The following is a 21,690-nucleotide window of genomic DNA, read 5'->3' as shown; positions in this document are numbered from 1 at the left end:
AGTCCACACCCGCTTCAGACGACAATCAGATCGTCCGAACAAAGAACGATCAGGGAGACGATGCCGATGCTGAATACCGCTACGAAGTCCGAGGCACCGGGCACCGAGCAAGAACTGACCGATGGCTTCCATCTCGTCATCGATGCGCTCAAGCTCAACGGCATCGACACCATCTATGGTGTGCCGGGTATCCCGATCACGGACCTGGGCCGCATGGCCCAGGCGGCGGGCATTCGCGTGCTCTCGTTCCGCCACGAGCAGAATGCCGGCTACGCGGCTTCGATCGCCGGCTTCCTGACCAAGCGGCCCGGCGTCTGCCTCACGGTGTCCGCGCCCGGCTTCCTCAACGGCCTCACCGCGCTCGCCCACGCCACCACCAACTGCTTCCCGATGATCCTGGTCTCGGGCTCGTCCGAGCGCGAGATCGTCGACCTGCAGCAGGGCGACTATGAAGAGATGGATCAGCTCGCGATCGCCAAGCCGCTGTGCAAGGCCGCGTTCCGCGTGCTGCACGCCCAGGACATCGGCATCGGCCTCGCGCGCGCGATCCGCGCCGCGGTGTCGGGCCGTCCGGGCGGCGTCTATCTCGACCTGCCCGCAAAGCTGTTCTCGCAGGTGATGAACGCCGACGCCGGTCAGAAGTCGCTGGTCAAGGTGATCGACGCCGCGCCCGAGCAGATCCCCTCCCCGTCTTCGGTCAAGCGCGCGCTGGACGTCCTGAAGAGCGCAAAACGCCCGCTCATCATCCTCGGCAAGGGCGCGGCCTACGCGCAGGCCGACAAGGCGATCAAGAATTTCGTCGAGAAGAGCGGCGTGCCGTTCCTGCCGATGAGCATGGCCAAGGGCCTGCTGCCCGATCTGCATCCGCAATGCGCGGGTGCGGCGCGCTCGACGGTGCTGAAGGAAGCTGACGTCGTGATGCTGATCGGCGCCCGCCTCAACTGGCTGCTCTCGCATGGCAAGGGCAAGACCTGGGGTGAAGCCCCGAAGAAGTTCATCCAGGTCGACATCGAGCCGAAGGAAATGGATTCCAACGTCGAGATCGTCGCCCCCGTGGTCGGCGATATCGGCTCCTGCGTGTCGGCGTTCCTCGACGCCATGGGCGCGAACTGGACCGCGGCGCCCACGGACTGGCTCTCGACCATCGCCAAGAAGCGCGACGACAACGTCGCCAAGATGGCGCCGAAGCTGATGAGCAACGCTTCGCCGATGGATTACCATGGCGCGCTCGGCGCGCTGCGCGCCATCATCGCGGAACGTCCGGACACCATCTTCGTCAACGAGGGCGCCAACACGCTCGACCTCGCCCGCGGCGTCGTCGACATGCACAAGCCGCGCAAGCGGCTCGACGTCGGCACCTGGGGCGTGATGGGCATCGGCATGGGCTATTCGATCGCCGCTGCGGTCGAGACCGGCCTGCCCGTGCTCGCGGTCGAAGGCGACAGCGCGTTCGGGTTCTCGGGCATGGAGATCGAGACCATCTGCCGCTACAGGCTGCCGATCTGCGTCGTGATCTTCAACAATGACGGCATCTATCGCGGCACCGACGTCAACAGCGCCGGCGACGATCCGGCGACCACCGTGTTCGTCAAGGGCTCGCGCTACGACAAGATGATGGAAGCCTTCGGCGGCGTCGGCGTCAACGCCACCTCGCCGGACGAGTTGAAGCGCGCGGTCAATGCAGCGCTGGATTCCGGCAAGCCGACGCTGATCAACGCGGTGATCGATCCGGCGGCGGGCTCGGAGAGCGGCCGCATCGGCAACCTCAATCCGCAGAGCGTTCTGCAGAAGAAGAAGTAACCCCTAACCCCATCACTCCCTGCGGGTGCAGGGGCATATAGAGTACGGAGCAAACATTATGACCAAGGCGCTGAAGGGCGTTCGCATTCTCGATTTCACCCACGTCCAGTCGGGTCCGACCTGCACGCAATTGCTGGCCTGGTTCGGCGCCGACGTGATCAAGGTCGAGCGTCCCGGCGTCGGCGACATCACGCGCGGCCAGCTGCAGGACATCCCGAACGTGGACAGCCTGTATTTCACCATGCTGAATCACAACAAGCGCTCGATCACGCTCGACACCAAGAACCCGAAGGGCAAGGAAGTGTTGACCGCGCTGATCAAGCAGTGCGACGTGCTGGTCGAGAATTTCGGCCCAGGCGTGCTCGATCGCATGGGCTTCCCCTGGGAGAAGATCCAGGCCATCAACCCGAAGATGATCGTCGCCTCGATCAAGGGTTTTGGCCCCGGCCCGTATGAGGACTGCAAGGTCTACGAGAACGTCGCGCAGTGCACCGGCGGCGCTGCCTCGACCACCGGCTTCCGCGACGGCCTGCCGCTGGTCACCGGCGCGCAGATCGGCGACAGCGGCACCGGGTTGCATCTCGCGCTCGGCATCGTCACTGCGCTGTACCAGCGCACCCACTCCGGCAAGGGCCAGCGCGTCACCGCCGCGATGCAGGACGGCGTGCTCAACCTCGCCCGCGTCAAGCTGCGCGACCAGCAGCGGCTCGCCCACGGTCCGCTGAAGGAATACAGCCAGTTCGGCGAAGGCATTCCGTTCGGCGATGCCGTGCCGCGCGCCGGCAACGATTCCGGCGGCGGCCAGCCCGGCCGCATCCTGAAGTGCAAGGGCTGGGAGACCGACCCGAACGCCTACATTTACTTCATCACCCAGGCCCCGGTCTGGGAGAAGATCTGCGACGTGATCGGCGAGCCGACCTGGAAGACCGATCCGAACTACGCCAAGCCGCCGGCCCGCCTGCCGCGCCTCAACGAGATCTTCGCCCGCATCGAGCAGTGGACGATGACCAAGACCAAGTTCGAGGCGATGGAGATCCTCAACAAGGACGACATCCCCTGCGGTCCGATCCTGTCGATGAAGGAGATCGCCGAAGACCAGTCGCTGCGCGCGACCGGCACCGTGGTCGAGGTCGATCACCCGACCCGCGGCAAGTACGTCTCGGTAGGCAACCCGATCAAGCTCTCGGATTCGCCGAGCGACGTTCAGCGCTCGCCGCTGCTCGGCGAGCACACCGACGAGATCCTGCGCGAGGTGCTCGGCTTCAGCGATCACCAGGTCGCCGAGATCCACGACTCCGGCGCGCTCGACCCGCCGCGCAAGCAGGCGGCCGAGTAAAGGCAGCGCTCAAGCAGAAACACGAATGGCCGCGGGCAACCGCGGCCATTTTGTTTTGGGAGGAACTTGCGGTCCCGCGCCGCTGTCGACCGCACGCCGGATCAACCACCCTCGCCACTCTCGCCTTCGCCGCCCTCATCGCCCGGCACATATTCCAGGATATCGCCCGGCCGGCAGTCCAGCTCGCGGCAGATTGCCGACAGCGTCGAGAAGCGCATCGCCTTCGCCTTGCCGGTCTTCAGGATCGACAGGTTCTGGATCGAAATGCCGATCGCGTCCGCGAGGTCTCCGAGGCGGCGCTTGCGCTTTGCGAGCATGACATCGAGGTTCACCACGATGGGCACAAGCATCACCCTCAGATCGTCAGATCGTTTTCGGACTGCAACAGGATGGCCTGCTCGATCACGAATTTCAGCGCCATCAGGAACACGCCGCCCGCGACGGTGCCGACGTCGACGCCGTAGCTCGGCAGGAAGAACTTGATGTCGCCGAGCTGATACAGCGCATAGGTCACCGCGATGGTCGTGATCGTATCCACAAACGGCCAGACCACCAGGAAGATCCCCATCCACCAGACACCCTGCAGCGTTTCGGACACGAAGATCCGTCCGTTGGCGAATCGGTTCACCATGCGATGTAGGATGCCGATCAGCACGGCGTAAAACGATACCCCAAGCGCGAACAGCGACCAGAACAGCACCTGGCCCTTGGCCGACATGGTGAGCGGGTTGGCGACGATGCTGGCGCACTTCGCCTGGTCGCCGATCAGGCTCTCGGCGATCGTCGCCGACGCCGTGGTGGTGCGGTAATAGGCCAGCCACAACACCACCGGCAACGCCGCCCAGATCAACCAGAACGCCCGATCGAGCCTGCGAAACCAGAGCTGGCGCTGCTCACGAACCGATTTCCCCATCGCACCCATCCGAAAAATTCTTTGCCAAAAAGCCGGTACGGCCGGATTGCATCATGCCTAGGCAATGTCATTGACTCAACCTTAAACGTGATTTATTTCATGTTTATCATGAAATTTTTCATGAAGAAGGTGGATGATGACGGTAATCCCAGACCAAAACGGCCTGCGCAAGGCCCTGAAGCAATTGATCCACGCTCACCTCACGCGCCGCTTGATCGTGGCCGCGTTCCACATCCCGCTGCTCGGCAGCCCCGCCGATGCCGCCAAGGCGAGCGACAAGGCCAACGATCCGGCCGGCGTCTGGCTGACCCAATCCGGCGACGCCAGGATCAAGGTCCACCGCTGCGGCAGCGCGCTATGCGGCCGCGTCGTCTGGTTGAAGGAACCGACAGACAAGGCCACCGGCAAGCCGCAGCTCGACGACAAGAATGCCGATCGCGCGCAGCGCACCCGACCGGTCATAGGCATGTCGCTGTTCATCAACATGCAGCCCGCCGGCCCGAACAAATGGGCCGGCCGGATCTACAACGCCGACGACGGCAAGACCTATGAGAGCTCGGTGACGCTGGTGTCGCCGGGCACGCTGAACGTTCGCGGCTGCATGGGAACGCTGTGCGCCGGCGAAGACTGGACGCGGTGAAGGGAATGCGGTGAAGGGACTTGGCCCCGACCCTTCATCGGCCAAGAAGAAAAGCAAACCCGCTCACTCGAGGCCGCCGCATTTGGGCGGCCTTCTTTTATGAACTCGCCGCCCGCCCTCAGCCTTCCACGCCGAGCTTCCACAACGGCGGCAGATCGGCGAAGGGCGGCGTGGTGTGGGCAATGACGATCGCGGCGCGCCGGCTGTCGGAATCGATCTTGCTGTTGATCGCCTTGACGTGCGCCTTCACGGCATCGAGCCCAACGCCGAGGATGCCCGCGATCTCTTCGTTCGACTTGCCCTGCGCGATCCACGACGCCACCTCGATCTGGCGCGGCGTCAGCGCGGGAAATGCCAGACGCAGGCGGTCGCTCGGTGTCAGCGCCGCCAGCGTTCGCTCCTGCGCCTGGCGGTAGCCGCGTAGGATGTGCGGACGAAAACCCTGCATCCGGTCGCGCTCCTCGTCGCTGAACGCCGGCCGTCCCACCACGCGATGCCCGACAACCGTGACCACATAACCGGCGTGCTCGAACGCGATCCCCATGATCCGCCGCGCCCCCGACGGCAGGAACACCTCATTGGCAATCGGCAGCTCGACGAATTCCTCGTCGCTGAAGAAATCCGACTCGCGCAGCGCGCGTTCGCCATAGAACGCCGGATCGTGCTGCCAGAACGGATGCGAGTGCATGTGCTTCGCAAACGCCTGCATGCCGCGGGCACGAACCTCCGGATCGTCGCCGACCGAAATCAACGACCGGAATCCCAGCTCGGACGATGGAACTCGGTGAAGCTCACCACCTCCGCATCGACCAGGCGGCCGACGCCGGCGAACAGGCGGTGGCATGGCAGTACGCCTTCGGCGACGTGACCCCGACATCTCGCTCGCGTTCCAGGGCCTGGGAACCGGATTCACCGTGGCCGGCGTGCCGCTGGCGCGGAACGCGGCACTGGTCGAAGGCGGCCTCGACCTCCGGGTCACACCGCAGGCCAGCATCGGCATCGCCTATGTCGGCCAGCTTGCCGACCGGGTCCAGGACCACTCGGTAAAGGCCAGTTTTAGCTGGAAATTCTGACCCGGCGTCGCCGCCTGGCTCCCGCCCCATCCACGCCGATCCGGAATCCGATCCGCCGATTTTGCTGCATTGCACAGTCGTGCATGCTGCCATGCAAACAAGTCCGTTGTATCTGGCATCTGGTATACATAGTTTGGCTGCAGATGATGAGCCGGCCCATTGCTGGCCTCCAATGAAAGGGGACACCAATGTCCAAGACCACTGTACTGACGCTTGCGCCCTCCTCCACCCTGTTCGGCCGCCTGCTGGCCTCGATCGACCGCCTGCTGATGAAGAGCGCGGAGATTTCGAATCGCAACGGCGACCTGCCGCGCTTCGGCCTCTAAGCCAAGGGATTTCCGGCGCTCTCCGCCGATGCAGCTTTCGTCGCAAGATGCGACCTGACATTGAACCTTCGACCAATGGCCCCGATTTTCGGGGCCATTTCCTTGCGCGCTGAACTACTCTCCCGGGGTGCCCGGGCTGAGTCCTGTGCGGCATAAGCGCGCGCCGCCCCTGCGACAGCTTGAACCTTGGCATATCGGATACCAAGATGGCCATCGCGCGCTCATAAGCAACGACAAGGGGCGCACTGGGAGGATCTATGTCGGACATGGTTCAGGCAACTGCGGCCCCCGCGGCCGCGCGTGTCAGCGACACCTATCGCTGGATGCAACTCGCGATCGGCGTCGCCGCGATGGTGATGATCGCAAATTATCAATACGGGTGGACATTCTTCGTCCCCGACATCCAGAAGAAATTCGGATGGGATCGCGCATCGATCCAATGGGCCTTCACGCTGTTCGTGCTGTTCGAGACCTGGCTGGTGCCGGTCGAAGGCTGGTTCGTCGACAAATACGGTCCGCGCATCGTCGTGCTGGTCGGCGGCATCCTCTGCGCACTCGGCTGGGCGATCAACGCCCAGGCGACGTCGCTGAACGGCTACTATCTCGGCATGATCATCGCCGGCATCGGCGCCGGCGGCGTCTACGGCACCTGCGTCGGCAACGCGCTGAAATGGTTTCCGGATAAGCGCGGACTTGCCGCGGGCATCACCGCTGCCGGCTTCGGCGCAGGCTCGGCGCTCACGGTCGCGCCGATCCAGGCGATGATCAAGGACTCCGGCTTCCAGACCACCTTCCTGTATTTCGGTCTCGGCCAGGGCATCATCATCGTGCTGCTCTCCTTCTTCCTGCTGGCGCCGAAGGCCGGACAGGTGCCGGCCGTCGTGGCGAACGCCAACATCATCCAGACCCGGCGTAACTATCAGCCGACCGAAGTGCTGCGGCAGCCGATCTTCTGGCTGATGTACTTCATGTTCGTGATCGTCGGCGCCGGCGGCCTGATGGTGACGGCGAACCTGAAGCCGATCGCGGTCGACTGGAAGGTCGACAGCGTGCCGGTCACGCTGATGGCGGTGACGATGACGGCCGTCACCTTCGCGGCAACCATCGACCGCGTCCTCAACGGCCTGACGCGTCCGTTCTTCGGCTGGATCTCCGACATGATCGGCCGCGAGAACACGATGTTCATCGCCTTCGGCATGGAAGGCATCGGCATCTGGATGCTTTACCTCTGGGGACACGACCCGGTTTGGTTCGTGCTGCTCTCGGGCTTCGTGTTCTTTGCCTGGGGCGAGATCTACTCGCTGTTCCCCTCGACCTGCACCGATACGTTCGGCGCCAAGTTCGCCACCACGAATGCGGGCCTGCTCTACACCGCGAAGGGCACCGCGGCGCTCTTGGTGCCGATCGCCAACTACATGCAGCAATCGTCGGGCAACTGGGACAAGGTGTTCATCATCGCGGCAGGCGCCAACATCCTCGCCTCGCTGCTCGCGATCATGCTGCTCAAGCCCTGGCGAAAAATCGTGGTCGCGAAATCGGCTACGGCTTGAGCAACCGCCTCACCACAGCCTGCGAAGCGCCTGGCCAAAAGCCGGGCGCTTTTCATTTTGCCGTTAGGAAGAGGTCCGTCCGGAGCGGCGCGTCGGAGGGCAGATTGCTGCATTGCAGCAGAATGAAGGGCTTGCTTTCTGGAATATAGTATACCAACTTCCGCCGGGCGCTTGCGACGATACGCCACAATAATTGCGACACTCGGTCACAAGACCAGCGCGCTCGGGAGGACTTGATGGTTTCCAGCAATACTGCCGTCACACAAGCTCAACCTTCGTCCAGCGGCTTCCGCTGGCTGCAGCTCGTCATGGGCATCGTCTGCATGGCGATGATCGCGAACCTGCAATATGGCTGGACGCTGTTCGTCGATCCGATCGACGGCGCGCACCACTGGGGCCGCGCGGCGATCCAGTTCGCCTTCACGATCTTCGTGGTGACCGAGACCTGGCTGGTGCCGGTCGAGGCCTGGTTCGTCGACAAATACGGCCCGCGGCTCGTCATCATGTTCGGCGGCATCATGATCGCGCTCGCCTGGGTGTTGAACTCCTATGCCGACTCGCTCGCCCTGCTCTACACCGCCGCCGTGTTCGGCGGCATCGGCGCCGGCGCGGTGTACGGCACCTGCGTCGGCAACGCGCTGAAGTGGTTTCCCGATCGCCGCGGCCTCGCCGCCGGCGCAACCGCGGCCGGCTTCGGCGCCGGCGCCGCGCTCACGGTGGTGCCGATTGCAAAGATGATCGCCGCGAGCGGCTATCAGACCGCGTTCTTCGATTTCGGCATCGGACAGGGATTGATCGTCTTCCTGCTCGCCTTCTTCATCCAGCCGCCCGCGGTCTCGATCCCGCCGAAGAAGAAGCAGCTCAATCTGCCGCAGACCAAGGTCGACTTCACGCCGCCGCAGGTGCTGCGCAGCCCGATCTTCTGGGTGATGTATCTGGTGTTCGTGATGGTCGCCGCCGGCGGCCTGATGGCGGCGGCGCAGATCGCGCCGATCGCGCACGACTACAAGATCGCGAACACGCCGGTCACGCTCGCCGGCTTCCAGATGGCCGCGCTGACCTTTGCGATCTCGCTCGACCGCATCTTCGACGGTTTCGGACGGCCGTTCTTCGGCTGGGTCTCCGACAACATCGGCCGCGAGCACACCATGTTCATTGCGTTCGGCACCGGCGCGCTGATGCTGCTCACGCTATCCACCTGGGGTCACAACCCGGTGGTGTTCGTGCTGGCGACCGCGGTCTATTTCGGCGTGTTCGGCGAGATCTACTCGCTGTTCCCGGCGACCTGCGGCGACACCTTCGGCTCGAAGTTCGCGACCACCAACAACGGCATGCTCTACACCGCGAAGGGCACCGCAGCGCTCTTGGTGCCTGCCGCCAGCATCGTTGCCGCCAGCTATGGCTGGCAGGCGGTGTTCGTGATCGCGGTCGCCCTCAACGCCACCGCGGCGCTGATGGCGCTGTTCGTGATCAAGCCGATGCGCCGCGCCTTCATCAACGGCAACGAGGCTGCCGCCGCGGAAGAGACCGCGACGAGCGCCAAGACGGCTTAACAAGACGGCTTGGCTAAAGACCACCCGATCAGGACCGCTTGGTCCCGACATTTCCCCGGAGACTGATGGAGGCGCATTTCGGTGCGCCTCTTCTCTTTTTTGCCAGCTCAGGGATGCCAGATGCCACCACGCTTAGTGCGGCAGATCGCCCGCGGCGCCCACGGCCGCTCACAATCGTCGGAAATGTCAGCAAACCTGCCTATTTAAGCATTTTGCTGATGGTAGATTTCTGTGACAGCCACGTTGACAATTGGCATTTTGTATACCAGACTCCAGTCAACGATAACCCAGGAGGTTGCCATGCAAGTCGGAGATATCCTGCGCAAGAAGACCCCCCGCGTCGCCACGGTGCGCATGAACGAGACGGTGGCGATCGCCCGCGCAACTGATGCGCGCCAGCAATATCAGCGCGCTCGTGGTCAAGGATGTCGTTCGCACCGAGGGTAACACCGCCGTCGGCATGTTCACCGAGCGCGACGTGGTGCGCGCGATCGCCGAGCACGGTGCGGCGGGCGCAAGCATGAAGGTGTCGCAGTTCGTGTCGGTGCAGCAGCTGGTGTCGTGCACATCGAGCGACACGCTCGAGCACATCCGTCATCTCATGACCAAGCACCACATTCGCCACGTGCCCGTCATCGACAATTACAGCCTGATCGGCGTCGTCAGCATGCGCGACATCGCCGCCGCGTTCGACGAGGAGACCGCCGCGTCGAAGAAGGACGCCGTGCCGGCGTAACAAGCGCCTGCTTTGCGTTGCTCTCAGCCAGGCGCTGCGTGTTCGATCACCAGCGCCTGAACAGATGACGAAAGATTTCCGTCCCGCCCTCGCCTGACCGCCGCAGCCCGTCATTTCCGCATGGGCGCGCCGCAGGTCGCCGGTAGACAATTGCCGGACAGGACTGCATCCTTCCCCTCGACATCCCATAACAACACCGTGCGCCGCCGTCCGCGACACGGAAAATCCTGATGGAAACGAGGGCAGAATGATCAAGACACGTTTCACCGAGATGTTCGGCGTCGACCACCCGATCGTGCAGGGCGGCATGCAATGGGTCGGGCGCGCCGAGCTGGTTGCCGCCGTGGCCAATGCCGGCGCGCTCGGCATGATCACCGCGCTGACGCAGCCGACGCCGGACGATCTGCGCAAGGAAATCGCGCGCTGCCGCGAGCTGACCGACAAGCCGTTCGGCGTCAACCTGACCATCCTGCCCGCGATCAAGCCGCCGCCCTACGCCGAATACCGCCAGGCCATCATCGAGAGCGGCATCAAGATCGTCGAGACCGCCGGCAACAAGCCGCAGGAGCATGTCGACGAGTTCAAGAAGCACGGCATCAAGGTGCTGCACAAATGCACCAGCGTTCGCCACGCGCTGTCCGCCGAGCGGATGGGCGCCGACGCGATCTCGATCGACGGCTTTGAATGCGCCGGCCATCCCGGCGAGGACGACACCCCCGGCCTGATCCTGATCCCCGCCGCCGCCGACAAGGTGAAGATCCCGATGATCGCCTCCGGCGGCTTCGGCGATGCGCGCGGCCTGGTCGCAGCGCTCGCGCTCGGCGCCGAAGGCATCAACATGGGCACGCGCTTCATGTGCACCAGGGAGAGCCCGATCCATCAGCTGGTGAAGGAACGCATCGTCGCCAATGACGAGCGCGAGACCGAGCTGATCTTCCGCACCATGCGCAACACCTCGCGCGTCGCCAAGAACGCGATCTCGACCAAGGTCGTGCAGATGGAGAAGGAAGGCGCCAAGTTCGAGGATGTGCGCGAGCTGGTCGCCGGCGCCCGCGGCAAGATGGTCTACGCGTCAGGCGATGCCGACGAAGGCATCTGGTCGGCCGGCCAGGTGCAGGGCCTGATCCACGACATTCCGTCCTGCGCCGAGCTGGTGTCGCGCATCGTCCACGAAGCGGAAGCCATCATCAGCGAACGGCTGGAAGCGATGATGTCTGGCGGCAAGCGCCAAGCCGCGGAATAGGCCGGAGCGGAGCACGAGTGTTATCCGTCACCCTGAGGAGCGCGAAGCGTGTCTCGAAGGGTCAACGGCCACCAGCCGGGCCGTCCATCCTTCGAGGGCCGCTGAAAAAGCGGCCACCTCAGGATGACGGAATTCAAGTCATCTCGCGTTAGACACAAACGAGAAGAAGCCCATGAAAGCCTATGTCTACGGCCCTAACGGCCCTGAAATCACCGACGTTGCGAAGCCCGTGCCGAAGGGCACCCAGGTGCTGGTCAAGGTTCATGCCTGCGGGCTGAACCGCGCCGATCTCGGCATGACCAAGGGCCATGTCCACGGCGCGGCCGGCGGCGTCGGCACCGTGCTCGGCATGGAATGGGCCGGCGAGGTCGCCGAGCTCGGCCCCGATGCCAAAGGCGTCAAGGTCGGCGACAAGATCATGGGCTCCGGCGGCGCGGCATTCGCAGAATACACGCTGGCCGATCACGGCCGACTGTTCCGCGCGCCCTCGAACATGAACTTCGACGAGGCCGCAACCCTGCCCGTCGCGCTCGCCACCATGCACAACGCCGTCGTCACCAACGGCGCGCTGCAGCCGGGCCAGAGCGTGCTGATCCAGGGCGCAAGCTCCGGCGTCGGGCTGATGGCGATGCAGATCGCCAAGCTGAAGGGCGCCAAGCTCGTGGTGGGCTCATCGACCGACGCGATGCGTCGCGGCCGACTGAAGGAGTTCGGCGCCGATCTCGCGGTGGACTCGAAGGATCCCGGCTGGGTCGATCAGGTGCTGAAGGCGACATCAGGCGAAGGCGTCGACCTGATCGTCGACCAGGTTTCCGGACCGGTCGCGAACCAGAACCTCAAGGCGACCAAGGTCAAGGGCCGCATCGTCAATGTCGGCCGGCTTGGCGGCACCCACGGCGACTTCAACTTCGACCTGCACGCGGCGCGCCGCATCCAGTATATCGGCGTCACCTTCCGCACCCGCTCGATCGAGGAGATCCGCGCGATCTTCGAGGAGGTGCGCAAGGACATCTGGCCCGCGGTCGAGGCACGCAAGCTGCAGCTGCCGATCGACCAGGTCTACAAATTCGCCGACATCGGCAAGGCGTTCGAACACATGGAAGCCAACAAGCACCTCGGCAAGATCGTGGTGACGCTGTAGCAGCAGGCTCTGGCGATTTGCGAGTGAAGGGCGGATCAGCCAACGGGTCCGCGCTTGCCGCGTGCTATGCCCTGGCTCTTTCGCGTGCGATGTTCAGCCGACCGGTCCTGGAATCCAATAGTCCCCCGCAAGCGGGCTGACCTTGACGCCACTGATAACTCCGAGCTCCAGGCTTGGATCGAAATAGCGCATCGTCCGCTCATTGAGGTCAATGATGCGGCCAGGCCTGAGTGGCCCCACGTCATTTATCTTCACGATGACCTTCTTGCCGACGGCCTCGACGAGGGCATATTTCGGCCTCGCGCCAAATTGGACCCCACCAAACTTCCGGCGCAGACTCGTCTTGATGGCAGCCGCCCAGACCGAGTGATCATAGCGCTCGCCGGAGGCTGTGCTCGGACCGCCCTCCTCCTTGCCGGGCTTGAATGGATTGTACATGGATGCCGCGCCAACGATTGCATCCCCACACGCGGCATTGACGACGGCGCTTGAATGAACCGCAGCGATTTCACTTCGAGCAGCGGTGCCAGAAAAGGCGAGCGCAACCAGGGCGCCGCAAATCGCGGCGCTCGAGCCGAACAGCATCATAACTCCTTGATTGATTTTCTTCGATCGTCCGGTTCCCGATGCCGCAAAACATGGTCAAGCGAACGCGGAGGCGTTTACGCGTGCCAATTCCTTGCGGATTCGTGCCAGTTCCGGCAGTGGAACCATCGTGAGAACCTGGGCGGCCCTCACACCGTGTTTTTCAGTTTCTCGCTCGACTAAAACAGAGATTGCGTCAGCAAAATGACTGAACGGAGCTGTCTTCGACAGCGCGTGAGGAGTGTATCGTCACCTTCCGCACCCGATCGATCGCGGAAATCCGCGCGATCTTCGGCGAAGGTGCGCATAGCAAAGCGGCGCGAAGCAAGTGCTCCGCGCCGCTTGACCGTATGATTATCGTTATGATTATCGCGACGTTCCCCCTCGCCCCGTCGTGGCGGATTGAGCCGTCTGGTTCGGCGTCACGATATTGAACCAGAAGTCGAACGTGTCGAGATACGACACGAGATCGCGCAGCTTGGTCTGGTCTCCGCTGACCTTCACCGCGCCGGCCGAGATGGCATCATCAAACCTGGTTTGCTGCAGGATGATGCTGTTCAGCGTATCCCGCGACAACGCGACGGTCGCATCGGCATTGTTGGACTTCATGTTCGCCGTGTGGTTCAGCACTCCGTTCTTCAGTTCGACGAAGTAGTTGCCGTCCTTGCCGAACTCGAAGTTGAGCTTCGCATGCGCGTTGCCGGCCTTCTCCGCGTTGAGGCGAACCCCGAGATAGTCGAAGAACAAATCCGCGGACATCGCGCGCACCGTATCGGGGCTCGCGGTGTTCGGCGTCGGCAGCTTGGCGACACCGTTGCGCAGCTCCTGGGCGCCGGTCAGGTAGAAGTTGCGCCACGGTCCGGACTCGGCCTGATAGCCGAGCTGCTCGAGCGCGTCGGCTTCGAGATTCTTGGCGGCCTGATTGTCGGGATCGGCGAACACGACGTGGTGGACGGCTTGAGCCACCCAGCGATATTCGCCCTTGTCGTAGGAAGCCTTGGCCTTCTTCAGAACCTCGTCGCTGCCGCCCATGAACTCGACGTACTTCTTGCTCGCCTCGACCGGCGGCAGTTCGTGCAGGGTGGCCGGGTTGCCGTCGAACCAGCCAAGATAAAGAACATAGGTGGCGGCCACGTCATGATAGATCGAGCCGTAGTAACCACGGTTTGCCCAGACGTTGGCGAGGCTGTCAGGCATTTTGAATCCGTCGGCGATCTCGCGCATCGTCATGCCGTGGTTGACCATGCGCAAGGTCTGGTCGTTGATGAAGCGGTAAAGGTCGCGCTGGCTCTCCAGAAGTGAAACCACCTTGTCATTGCCCCATGTCGGCCAGTGATGCTGCGCAAACACCACGTCGACCTTGTCGCCCCACATCACCAGCGCCTGGTTGAGGTACTTCGACCAGGGGAGCGGCTCGCGAATTTTGGCGCCGCGAAGCGAATATGTATTGTGCAGCGTGTGGGTCGCGTCCTCGGCGGATTCCATCGCCTTCTTTTCCTCGATGAACCACATCATCTCCGAAGGCGCTTCCGAACCGGGCGCCATCAGAAATTCGTAGGTCAAGCCGTCGATCTTCTCTTTCTGTCCGGTTTCCTTGATGATGTTGGTCGGCGCGATGAGCGTGACCGTGCCTGCCGAGGTCGTGGTGCCGAGACCCGCGCCGACCTGACCTTTCGGATCCGCCTTGAGCAGGTTGCCGTACATGTAGCTGGCGCGCCGGCTCATCGCGGTGCCGGCCATGACGTTCTCGGCGACCGCAGCCTCCAGGAATCCATCCGGCGCGTAGATCTTGACCTTGCCGGACTGGACGTCGTCCTCGCTGGTGACGCCCCGCACACCACCATAGTGATCGACGTGGCTGTGGGTGTAGATCACGGCCTTGACGGGTTTGTTTCCGCGCTTCGAGCGGTACAGGTCGAGCGCCACCTTTGCCGTCTCTGCCGACACGAGCGGATCGACGATTGTAATGCCCTCGCTGCCCTCGATGATCGTCATGTTCGACAGGTCCTGATTGCGGACCTGATAGATGCCGTCGGTCACCTCGAACAAGCCGGAGATGTTGATCAGCCGGGATTGTCGCCACAGACTGGGGTTGACCGTATCGGGGGCTGTCGCGTCGCTGATGAAGCCGTACTGCTGCGGGTTCCAGATCGCGTTGCCCGTGCTTCCCTTGATTGCCTCGGAAGGCAGCGCGGCCATGAAGCCTTTGTTCGCGGCGTCGAAATCGGAGGTGTCGTTAAACGGCAGCTGTTTCAGCAAGACCGAATTTGCCTGCTTGGTCGCATCGGCCGCGCCATTGCGCAAATCTTGAGTCTGTGCCGCAGCCGTACCGATCAGCCCCGCACTGACAACCCCGAGGATTGACGCCTTCGCGAAAACGCTCCTCATGTGGCCTCTCCCTTCTGCATTGGATATTGGTCCACTCCCTGAGCACCGAGAGCATCGCCGCCAAACACGCCCAGAGGGCAATCGTTCCACCCGAAGTTGCGACGTCGAAACATGTCCGGCAGCATCCGTCCGCATGGCTGCGCGCTCTGGCACAAGCTGCACACCAACGCTGCGGGCTGAGCGGTCAAAAAAGATGTCTCGCGCGCGAAATCACGCGCCGAGCAGCCCTGCATGCCGCGATGGCCGGCTCTGAGGCGAGGCGCCGCGCACCGGCCATGCCGAGAGAGTGCTGTTTTGCCGCACACGCTCGCGTCCTGGCGGCGGCGAACCGTTCGCATTTTACGCAAACGGACGACCGACCGAAGGGGGTTCCCTGTTACGGAAGCGAAGCATCGGCTACGGCCGAAATGCCGTCCCTGCGAGCGCTACGACTGGTCCGACTTCGCACCCGGTCTGACCTGTGTGATGGCGACGCCGGAGATCGCGAGCAGTCCGCCGACAACCAGTTTCGGCGTCACCTGGTCGCCAAGGAACAGCACGCTCGAGATCAAAGCGAACACCGGAAGCAGCAGACCGAAGGGGGCGACGCGGGCCATGGAGCAGCGGGCGATCAGCCAGAACCACAGGCCGAACCCGACAATGCCGCCGATGAAGACGGTGTAGGCGAGCGCCAGCCAGCCCCGTTGATCCGCCGTGCCAAGGCTCGCCAGCTGTCCATATTCCAGCAGCAACGACATCAACATGACCTGCGGCACGGTGAGCAGCGACGACCACCCCATCAGCATCAGGGGATCGAAAGGGCCGTAGCGTTTCGTCAGGACGGTGGACACCGCGAATGCGAACGCCGCGGCAACCACGAGCAGCAGCGGCAGCACGTTTGCCGACAGCCCCGGCCCCGCCGCCAGCACCACCACGCCGACGAACGCCAGCACCACGCCGGCGGATGTGACGAGCGACGGCCGCTCCGCGAGCAGCGGCCAGGCGAGCAGCACGGTGAACGGCGGGGCGAGTTGATAGGCGACCGCCGACATGCTCCCCGAGCCGAGCCCAAGGCCGACATAGAACAGCCCGAAGTTCAGTCCGCCGAGGAAAACCGAAATAGCTGAGACAGGGCCGAGTTGTTGGCGTGTCGGCCTTCTGACGAACGGAACAAGCAGCAGCGCGATGGCCAGGAAACGCAGTCCGAGGAAGAACAGCGGCGGAAACTCGGTGACGCCGACCTTGATGACCACGAACTGATAACCCCAGAGCAAGGGAACGGCCACCGCGCAAATGATCTGGATGGCAGACATCGCATCCTTCCTTTCAAGACCGATCGGTCCATATATGGGCATACCGATCGCGCAGACGTCCAGAGGACATCAAGGGTCATTCCAACAGTTGCTTATTTGATGAAGCGATCGAGCAGCGCGTCAGCGGTGGCCTGCGACGTGGTACGTGCCGGAGCCGTCTTTGCGACCACGCGCAGCCCCCAAAGGAAACAGATCAGGATTCGGGCGGCACTCGAAGGCTCGACGCCATCGGCCAATCTGCCCGCGGTCTCCGCACGGGAAAATGCGTCCGCCAACCTGGTCTCCATGGTTTTGAAGAAGCTCGCGAAGCGACGACCAACCTCGGCATCCTGGCCGGCCAGCTCCATCGCCGTCGCCACCAACAGGCAGCCGCGCCGGCCATTGGCACCGCACGTGCGCTCAACGTAACCGGCAAGGTAGGCCCGCAGGCCATCGACCGGATCTCTGCGGGGATCGAGTTCGTCATCCATCCGGGTCAGGGCATCGGCAATGTAGCGATCGAGTGCGCGCAGGAACAGCGAGTGCTTGTCGCCGAACGCGGCGTAAAGGCTGCCGCGCGAGAGTTTTGTCGCACGCAGCAGGTCCGGGAGTGCCGTGGCGTGATAGCCGCGCGACCAGAACACATTCATCGCGCGTTCGATGGCGGCGTCCACGTCGAAACTTCGCGGGCGGCCACGGGGCGCCTGCATGGTGGTTTGGCGGCTCATTGCCGATATATAGACCAATCGGTCCTTAAATGGCAAGGGCCGCTTTGGATCATTAGCTCGTAGGATGGGTAGAGCGAAGCGAAACCCATCGATTGCATCCGCACGCCGACATGATGGGTTTCGTGCGCTCTACCCATCCTACGTTACGCGTCGAGATGGCGGCATGAGTTACCCATTCGACACGACGGGCGGTGCAGCGCGCACCCGGCATTCCCTGCGCCCTCTTGTGTCGTGGCGAAACGATTTTGCAAAGCTCGGGCGAAACGCGCCGCGAGAACGCAGATGTTCGGTTGACACGTCGCGCAACACATACCCCGAATGCGAGTCATGATGCGATGCGGTTGCCACAGCTCACTTCAACCACACAACCCTGTGGTTGTGGATTCTGGCTTCCGCCGGGACGACCGCGTGATTTTGGCAAAATCCTGCAATTGCAACTGAGTGGCGATTGCGTTTCATCAACGACACTTGATGTTCACCAACTCCCTGCTAAACCGCCGCCCATGAGCTCTTCCAGCACCAGCGCACCCTCCACCAAGACATCGGTCGCCGCGATCTCGATCCTCGCCAGCGGCAGCATGGCGGTGGCGAAGTTCGTGGTCGGCATCGCGATCGGATCGCTGGCGCTGATCTCGGAGGCGCTGCACTCGTCGATCGACCTGGTCGCCACCATCATCACCTGGGCGGTGGTGCGGGTGTCGGACCAGCCGGCCGACGCCGAGCATCATTACGGACACGGCAAGTTCGAGAGCGTCTCGGCGCTCGGCATCATCGCCCTGCTCTATGTGCTGGCCGGCGGCATCCTGGTGCAGGCCTACAGCCATCTGCGCGAGGGCGCGCCGCCGCCGTCGATCTCGGCCATTCCCTTTGTCGTTCTCGTCATCGATATCGGCGTCAATCTGTGGCGGGCCCGCGCGCTGCACCGCGCCGCGCGCGACACCAAGAGCCAGGCGCTGGCCGCCGATGCGCTGCATTTCGCCTCCGACGTGATGGGCTCGACCGCCGTCATCGTCGGCCTGGTGCTCGCCGGCTTCGGCTTCTGGTGGGGCGATGCCGCAGCGGCGATCGCGGTCGCGGTGATGATCGCCCTGCTCGGCCTGCGCATGGCGCGGGAGACGGTCGAGACCCTGCTCGACCGCGCGCCCGAAGGCGCGCTGGAGAAGGCCACCGTCGCCATCAAGGCCGTGCCGGGGGTGGTCGATGTCGACCGGTTGCGCGTCCGCATGGTCGGCGCGACGCATTTCATCGATGCCATCGCCAAGGTGCCGCGCACCTACCCGATCGACCGCGTCGAGGACATCAAGCGCCGGGCGCAGGCGGCGGTGACCAAGACGTTCGGCGACGCCGACCTTACCTTCACCGCGGTGCCGGTGGCGCGCGACAATGAGAGCGTGCGCGAGCGCATCATGGTGATCGCGCGCAATTCCGGCCTCGCCATCCACCACGTCACGGTGCACGACATCGGCGGCAAGCTGATCGTCGGCATCGACCTCGAGGTCGACAGCGACATGGCGCTGGACGCAGCGCACGACGTCGCCCACGGGCTCGAGCGCGCGATCCGCGAGGATTTCGGCGAGGACGTCGAGGTCGACACCCATATCGAGCCGCTCGAGCCGGAACTGCCGTGGGGAACCGACGCCGCGCCGGACCGCGTCGAAGCCATCAAGGCGGCGCTGACCGGCTTTGCCGATGGCGGCGCGATCCATGACATCCACAATGTGCGGGTCCGCAACACCGACGCCGGCGAGGTCGTCAACTTCCATTGCCGCGCGCGGCCTTCGATGAGTGTGATCAAGGTGCACGAAAGCGTCGACGAGATCGAACGCAAACTGCGTCGTGCGTTCCCCACCGTGAAGCGTGTGATCAGTCACGCAGAGCCGACGCGCGCGTAATTCTACGGAGCCGTTCCCGTTTCGGACTCGCTTTGCGCCGCATGATTCTTCCCGGGACAAGAATTTTTTCGCATTAACGAATCGTTGACTCTCGACAGTCCCGGAAATCTGGATTCAAATGATCATGATTCGGATGCATCGTGGGGAGCATCCGAACCGGGTAAAAAATCAGCTTAGAGCGGGGGTCTCAGGCATGGCGCGCGCGCATGCAGCGAACGCGTGCGTCCAATCCGATTCGATCAAGGGATTGGCGCAGTCGATCGCGAAACCGGCCTATCACAGGCTCCTGACGGCCGAGCCTGCACTGCGCCGCGCTGTCCCTACGCTCATCATCGCCTTCCTCATCACGATCTGCCTCGGCGCCTTCGTCCAGGTGATCGACCAGAACCGGCAGAAGCGCGGCGCGATGAAGCGCGACCTTGCTGCACTGTCCGACATCCTCGCCGAACGTCTCGATCGCCTGACCTCGGTGCGGCGCGACCGGCTCGCCAACATCGAGCGGATGCAGGAACTGCTGCCGGACCTGATCCCGTCCTGGGGCATCGCCTACGGCCGCCACGTCATCATCACCGGCGCCGATCACCGCGTGCTGGCGCGCGTGCCGGTCGACGGCGCCGGCGAGAACGACCGCATCCTCGACATCGTCTCCACCGCGCAGCTGCTCGTCGCGCCCGGCCAGCAGGGCACGGTCAGCGACATGACGCTGCCCGGCGGCACGGGCGCGCTGGCGATCTCGCAGCTCGTCAAGTCGCTGCCCGGCCAGGTCGTCGTCATCCAGGAGATGAACGAGCCGATCTGGGGATCGGATGCGGCACTCTCGGTGACGCTGTCGGCGACCACGAGCTTCGTGGTGCTGATCCTCGGCTTCGCGTTCCACTGGCAATCGACCCGCGCCCGCGAGGGCGACCTGATCAACGACGCCGTGCGCGGCCGGATCGACACCGCGCTCAACCGCGGCCGCTGCGGATTGTGGGACTGGGACCTGTCGCGCGGCCGGATCTTCTGGTCGCAGTCGATGTTCACCCTGCTCGGCCTCGACACCCGCAACGACCTCCTCACCTTCGGCGAGGTCAACGCGCTGGTGAATTCGGACGACATCAACCTGTTCGACATCGCCGACCAGCTGATCTCGGGCAAGATCGATCACATCGACCAGAGCTTCCGCATGCGCCATGTCGGCGGCCACTGGATCTGGCTGCGGGTGCGCTGCGAGCTCAGCCATGCTGCCGCCGACGGCGGCCTGCATCTGATCGGCATCGCGGTCGACATCACCGAGCAGAAAAGCCTCGCCGAGAAGTCTGTGGAAGCCGATCTCAGGCTGCGCGACGCGATCGAGACCATTCCCGAGGCTTTCGTGCTCTGGGATGCCGACGACCGCCTCGTGCTCTGCAACTCGCACTTCCAGCGGCTGCACAAGCTGCCCGATTCCGCCGTCAGCCCCGGCACCTCCTACGAGACCGTGATCGAGGTCGGTAGCATGCCGGAAGTGCGCACCCGCCTGCACGAGAGCGGCGTCCCGGCGCCCGGCGCCCGCACCTTCGAGGCCCAGCTCGACGACGGCAGCTGGCTGCACATCAGCGAGCGCCGCACCAAGGACGGCGGCTACGTCTCCGTCGGCACCGACATCACCCGCATCAAGGCGCACGAGCAGAAGCTGGTCGACAACGACCTGCGCCTGCGCGCCACCGTGATCGACCTGCAGCGCTCGCAAGCCGAGCTGGAACGGCAGGCCGTCGAGCTCGCCGACCTCGCCGAAAAATACTCGCAGGAAAAAACCCGCGCCGAGGACGCCAACGCCGCGAAGTCGAAATTCCTCGCCAATATGAGCCATGAGCTGCGCACCCCGCTCAACGCCATCATCGGCTTCTCCGAGATCATGGGCAGCGGCCTGTTCGGCACGCTCGGCTCGGACAAATACGCGGAGTACTGCCACGACATCCTGACGTCGGGGAAATACCTGCTCGAGGTCATCAACGACATCCTCGACATGTCGAAGATCGAGGCCGGCCGCATGAAGTTCGACATGGAGCCGCTCGATCTCTCCGGCATCCTCGCGGAGTCGCTGCGCGTGGTCTCCGGCCGCGCCGAGCACAAGGGATTGTCGCTGGAGTCGAATATCGAAAGCACGATCTCGGTCGTCGCCGACCGCCGCGCGGTCAAGCAGATCATCGTCAACCTGCTCTCCAATGCGGTGAAGTTCACGCCCGACCACGGCCGTGTGCTGGTGCGCGGCCAGATGCTGGATGACTCGATCGTGCTGTTGATCGCCGACAGCGGCATCGGCATCGCGCCGGAATCGCTGCGCCGGCTCGGCAAGCCGTTCGAGCAGGTCGAGAGCCAGCTCACCAAGAGCTACCAGGGCTCCGGTCTCGGACTTGCGATCGCGCGCTCGCTCACCAATCTGCACGGCGGCTCGATGCGGCTGCGCTCCAAGCTCGGCGTCGGCACCGTCGTCCGCGTCACGCTGCCGCGCGATCCGCGGTCCCTGCAGACGAAGCTGCCGGAAGCGGCCTGA

Annotated in this window: 18 protein-coding genes and 1 pseudogene; 12 read left to right on the top strand and 7 right to left on the bottom strand. The window is 63.8% G+C overall.

The window, feature by feature from the left end:
* The first annotated feature begins 66 nt into the window (after positions 1 to 66).
* Both oxc and frc read left to right on the top strand, forming a co-directional pair.
* A complete protein-coding gene (gene oxc, locus ACVI1L_RS28465) occupies positions 67 to 1,800 on the top strand; it encodes an oxalyl-CoA decarboxylase (protein WP_456784396.1) in 1,734 nt (577 codons plus the stop codon).
* Between the two features lie 58 nt (positions 1,801 to 1,858).
* A complete protein-coding gene (gene frc, locus ACVI1L_RS28460) occupies positions 1,859 to 3,136 on the top strand; it encodes a formyl-CoA transferase (protein WP_076833358.1) in 1,278 nt (425 codons plus the stop codon).
* Between the two features lie 101 nt (positions 3,137 to 3,237).
* Here frc and ACVI1L_RS28455 read toward each other — a convergent pair whose 3' ends face one another.
* Together ACVI1L_RS28455 and ACVI1L_RS28450 are read right to left on the bottom strand one after the other, a co-directional pair.
* The gene (locus ACVI1L_RS28455) at positions 3,238 to 3,480 is read right to left on the bottom strand and encodes a helix-turn-helix domain-containing protein (protein ID WP_057020304.1); all 243 of its coding nucleotides are present in this window, start codon (positions 3,478 to 3,480) and stop codon (positions 3,238 to 3,240) included.
* Between the two features lie 11 nt (positions 3,481 to 3,491).
* Complete coding sequence (locus ACVI1L_RS28450; RefSeq protein ID WP_199805354.1) at positions 3,492 to 4,049, bottom strand: DUF2975 domain-containing protein; 558 nt, start codon at positions 4,047 to 4,049, stop codon at positions 3,492 to 3,494.
* Between the two features lie 133 nt (positions 4,050 to 4,182).
* Here ACVI1L_RS28450 and ACVI1L_RS28445 point away from each other — a divergent pair, with 133 nt between their 5' ends.
* Positions 4,183 to 4,689, top strand: coding sequence for a DUF2147 domain-containing protein (locus ACVI1L_RS28445; protein ID WP_456784395.1), 507 nt, complete (start codon positions 4,183 to 4,185; stop codon positions 4,687 to 4,689).
* Positions 4,690 to 4,807: 118 nt separating this feature from the next.
* On the opposite strand, the gene ACVI1L_RS28440 is transcribed toward ACVI1L_RS28445, so the two are convergent.
* A complete protein-coding gene (locus tag ACVI1L_RS28440; protein WP_456784394.1) occupies positions 4,808 to 5,440 on the bottom strand; it encodes a helix-turn-helix transcriptional regulator in 633 nt (210 codons plus the stop codon).
* A gap of 91 nt (positions 5,441 to 5,531) precedes the next feature.
* Between ACVI1L_RS28440 and ACVI1L_RS28435 the strand changes: the two genes are divergently transcribed.
* The 7 genes and pseudogenes from ACVI1L_RS28435 (at position 5,532) to ACVI1L_RS28405 (ending at position 12,311) form a co-directional block, all read left to right on the top strand.
* Positions 5,532 to 5,762: a hypothetical protein gene (locus ACVI1L_RS28435; RefSeq protein ID WP_456784393.1), complete on the top strand. Its 231-nt coding sequence runs from the start codon at positions 5,532 to 5,534 to the stop codon at positions 5,760 to 5,762.
* 188 nt (positions 5,763 to 5,950) lie between these two features.
* Complete coding sequence (locus ACVI1L_RS28430; protein ID WP_167350443.1) at positions 5,951 to 6,088, top strand: hypothetical protein; 138 nt, start codon at positions 5,951 to 5,953, stop codon at positions 6,086 to 6,088.
* 257 nt (positions 6,089 to 6,345) lie between these two features.
* Positions 6,346 to 7,638, top strand: a complete 1,293-nt coding sequence (gene oxlT, locus ACVI1L_RS28425; protein ID WP_076833351.1) for an oxalate/formate MFS antiporter — start codon at positions 6,346 to 6,348, stop codon at positions 7,636 to 7,638.
* A 236-nt stretch (positions 7,639 to 7,874) separates the two neighbouring features.
* Positions 7,875 to 9,191, top strand: a complete 1,317-nt coding sequence (oxlT, locus tag ACVI1L_RS28420) for an oxalate/formate MFS antiporter (RefSeq protein WP_028331533.1) — start codon at positions 7,875 to 7,877, stop codon at positions 9,189 to 9,191.
* 300 nt (positions 9,192 to 9,491) lie between these two features.
* Positions 9,492 to 9,927 (top strand): annotated as a pseudogene (locus tag ACVI1L_RS28415) (CBS domain-containing protein).
* 247 nt (positions 9,928 to 10,174) lie between these two features.
* Positions 10,175 to 11,170, top strand: coding sequence for an NAD(P)H-dependent flavin oxidoreductase (locus ACVI1L_RS28410; RefSeq protein WP_456784392.1), 996 nt, complete (start codon positions 10,175 to 10,177; stop codon positions 11,168 to 11,170).
* Between the two features lie 172 nt (positions 11,171 to 11,342).
* The gene (locus ACVI1L_RS28405; RefSeq protein ID WP_456784391.1) at positions 11,343 to 12,311 is read left to right on the top strand and encodes a zinc-binding dehydrogenase; all 969 of its coding nucleotides are present in this window, start codon (positions 11,343 to 11,345) and stop codon (positions 12,309 to 12,311) included.
* A gap of 93 nt (positions 12,312 to 12,404) precedes the next feature.
* Here the strand turns inward: ACVI1L_RS28405 and ACVI1L_RS28400 are convergent, their stop codons facing one another.
* From ACVI1L_RS28400 to ACVI1L_RS28385, 4 genes are all read right to left on the bottom strand, one after another.
* On the bottom strand, positions 12,405 to 12,899 hold the full coding sequence (locus ACVI1L_RS28400) for a septal ring lytic transglycosylase RlpA family protein (RefSeq protein ID WP_199805353.1): 495 nt from the start codon (positions 12,897 to 12,899) through the stop codon (positions 12,405 to 12,407).
* A 363-nt stretch (positions 12,900 to 13,262) separates the two neighbouring features.
* On the bottom strand, positions 13,263 to 15,284 hold the full coding sequence (locus tag ACVI1L_RS28395; protein ID WP_456784390.1) for an alkyl/aryl-sulfatase: 2,022 nt from the start codon (positions 15,282 to 15,284) through the stop codon (positions 13,263 to 13,265).
* A gap of 425 nt (positions 15,285 to 15,709) precedes the next feature.
* Positions 15,710 to 16,576, bottom strand: a complete 867-nt coding sequence (locus ACVI1L_RS28390) for a DMT family transporter (RefSeq protein WP_076833340.1) — start codon at positions 16,574 to 16,576, stop codon at positions 15,710 to 15,712.
* Positions 16,577 to 16,668: 92 nt separating this feature from the next.
* On the bottom strand, positions 16,669 to 17,265 hold the full coding sequence (locus ACVI1L_RS28385; protein ID WP_456785619.1) for a TetR/AcrR family transcriptional regulator: 597 nt from the start codon (positions 17,263 to 17,265) through the stop codon (positions 16,669 to 16,671).
* A 521-nt stretch (positions 17,266 to 17,786) separates the two neighbouring features.
* Between ACVI1L_RS28385 and ACVI1L_RS28380 the strand changes: the two genes are divergently transcribed.
* Both ACVI1L_RS28380 and ACVI1L_RS28375 read left to right on the top strand, forming a co-directional pair.
* Positions 17,787 to 19,175: a cation diffusion facilitator family transporter gene (locus tag ACVI1L_RS28380; protein WP_456784389.1), complete on the top strand. Its 1,389-nt coding sequence runs from the start codon at positions 17,787 to 17,789 to the stop codon at positions 19,173 to 19,175.
* A 193-nt stretch (positions 19,176 to 19,368) separates the two neighbouring features.
* A complete protein-coding gene (locus tag ACVI1L_RS28375) occupies positions 19,369 to 21,690 on the top strand; it encodes an ATP-binding protein (RefSeq protein WP_456784388.1) in 2,322 nt (773 codons plus the stop codon).

This window comes from Bradyrhizobium sp. USDA 4516 (genome assembly GCF_054055915.1).
The sequence above is the reverse complement of the archived record's forward strand: the minus strand, read 5'-3'. Positions and strand labels throughout refer to the sequence as shown.

What these genes read in the sequence shown, in the direction of transcription:
- ACVI1L_RS28375 (WP_456784388.1), top strand. Translation starts at nt 19,369, where the DNA reads ATGGCGCGCGCGCATGCAGCGAACGCGTGCGTCCAATCCGATTCGATC.
- oxlT (WP_076833351.1), top strand. Translation starts at nt 6,346, where the DNA reads ATGTCGGACATGGTTCAGGCAACTGCGGCCCCCGCGGCCGCGCGTGTC.
- ACVI1L_RS28410 (WP_456784392.1), top strand. Translation starts at nt 10,175, where the DNA reads ATGATCAAGACACGTTTCACCGAGATGTTCGGCGTCGACCACCCGATC.
- ACVI1L_RS28380 (WP_456784389.1), top strand. Translation starts at nt 17,787, where the DNA reads ATGAGCTCTTCCAGCACCAGCGCACCCTCCACCAAGACATCGGTCGCC.
- oxlT (WP_028331533.1), top strand. Translation starts at nt 7,875, where the DNA reads ATGGTTTCCAGCAATACTGCCGTCACACAAGCTCAACCTTCGTCCAGC.
- ACVI1L_RS28395 (WP_456784390.1), bottom strand. Translation starts at nt 15,284, where the DNA reads ATGAGGAGCGTTTTCGCGAAGGCGTCAATCCTCGGGGTTGTCAGTGCG.
- ACVI1L_RS28445 (WP_456784395.1), top strand. Translation starts at nt 4,183, where the DNA reads ATGATGACGGTAATCCCAGACCAAAACGGCCTGCGCAAGGCCCTGAAG.
- ACVI1L_RS28430 (WP_167350443.1), top strand. Translation starts at nt 5,951, where the DNA reads ATGTCCAAGACCACTGTACTGACGCTTGCGCCCTCCTCCACCCTGTTC.
- ACVI1L_RS28390 (WP_076833340.1), bottom strand. Translation starts at nt 16,576, where the DNA reads ATGTCTGCCATCCAGATCATTTGCGCGGTGGCCGTTCCCTTGCTCTGG.
- frc (WP_076833358.1), top strand. Translation starts at nt 1,859, where the DNA reads ATGACCAAGGCGCTGAAGGGCGTTCGCATTCTCGATTTCACCCACGTC.
- ACVI1L_RS28385 (WP_456785619.1), bottom strand. Translation starts at nt 17,265, where the DNA reads ATGCAGGCGCCCCGTGGCCGCCCGCGAAGTTTCGACGTGGACGCCGCC.
- oxc (WP_456784396.1), top strand. Translation starts at nt 67, where the DNA reads ATGCTGAATACCGCTACGAAGTCCGAGGCACCGGGCACCGAGCAAGAA.
- ACVI1L_RS28450 (WP_199805354.1), bottom strand. Translation starts at nt 4,049, where the DNA reads ATGGGGAAATCGGTTCGTGAGCAGCGCCAGCTCTGGTTTCGCAGGCTC.
- ACVI1L_RS28405 (WP_456784391.1), top strand. Translation starts at nt 11,343, where the DNA reads ATGAAAGCCTATGTCTACGGCCCTAACGGCCCTGAAATCACCGACGTT.
- ACVI1L_RS28400 (WP_199805353.1), bottom strand. Translation starts at nt 12,899, where the DNA reads ATGATGCTGTTCGGCTCGAGCGCCGCGATTTGCGGCGCCCTGGTTGCG.
- ACVI1L_RS28435 (WP_456784393.1), top strand. Translation starts at nt 5,532, where the DNA reads ATGGCAGTACGCCTTCGGCGACGTGACCCCGACATCTCGCTCGCGTTC.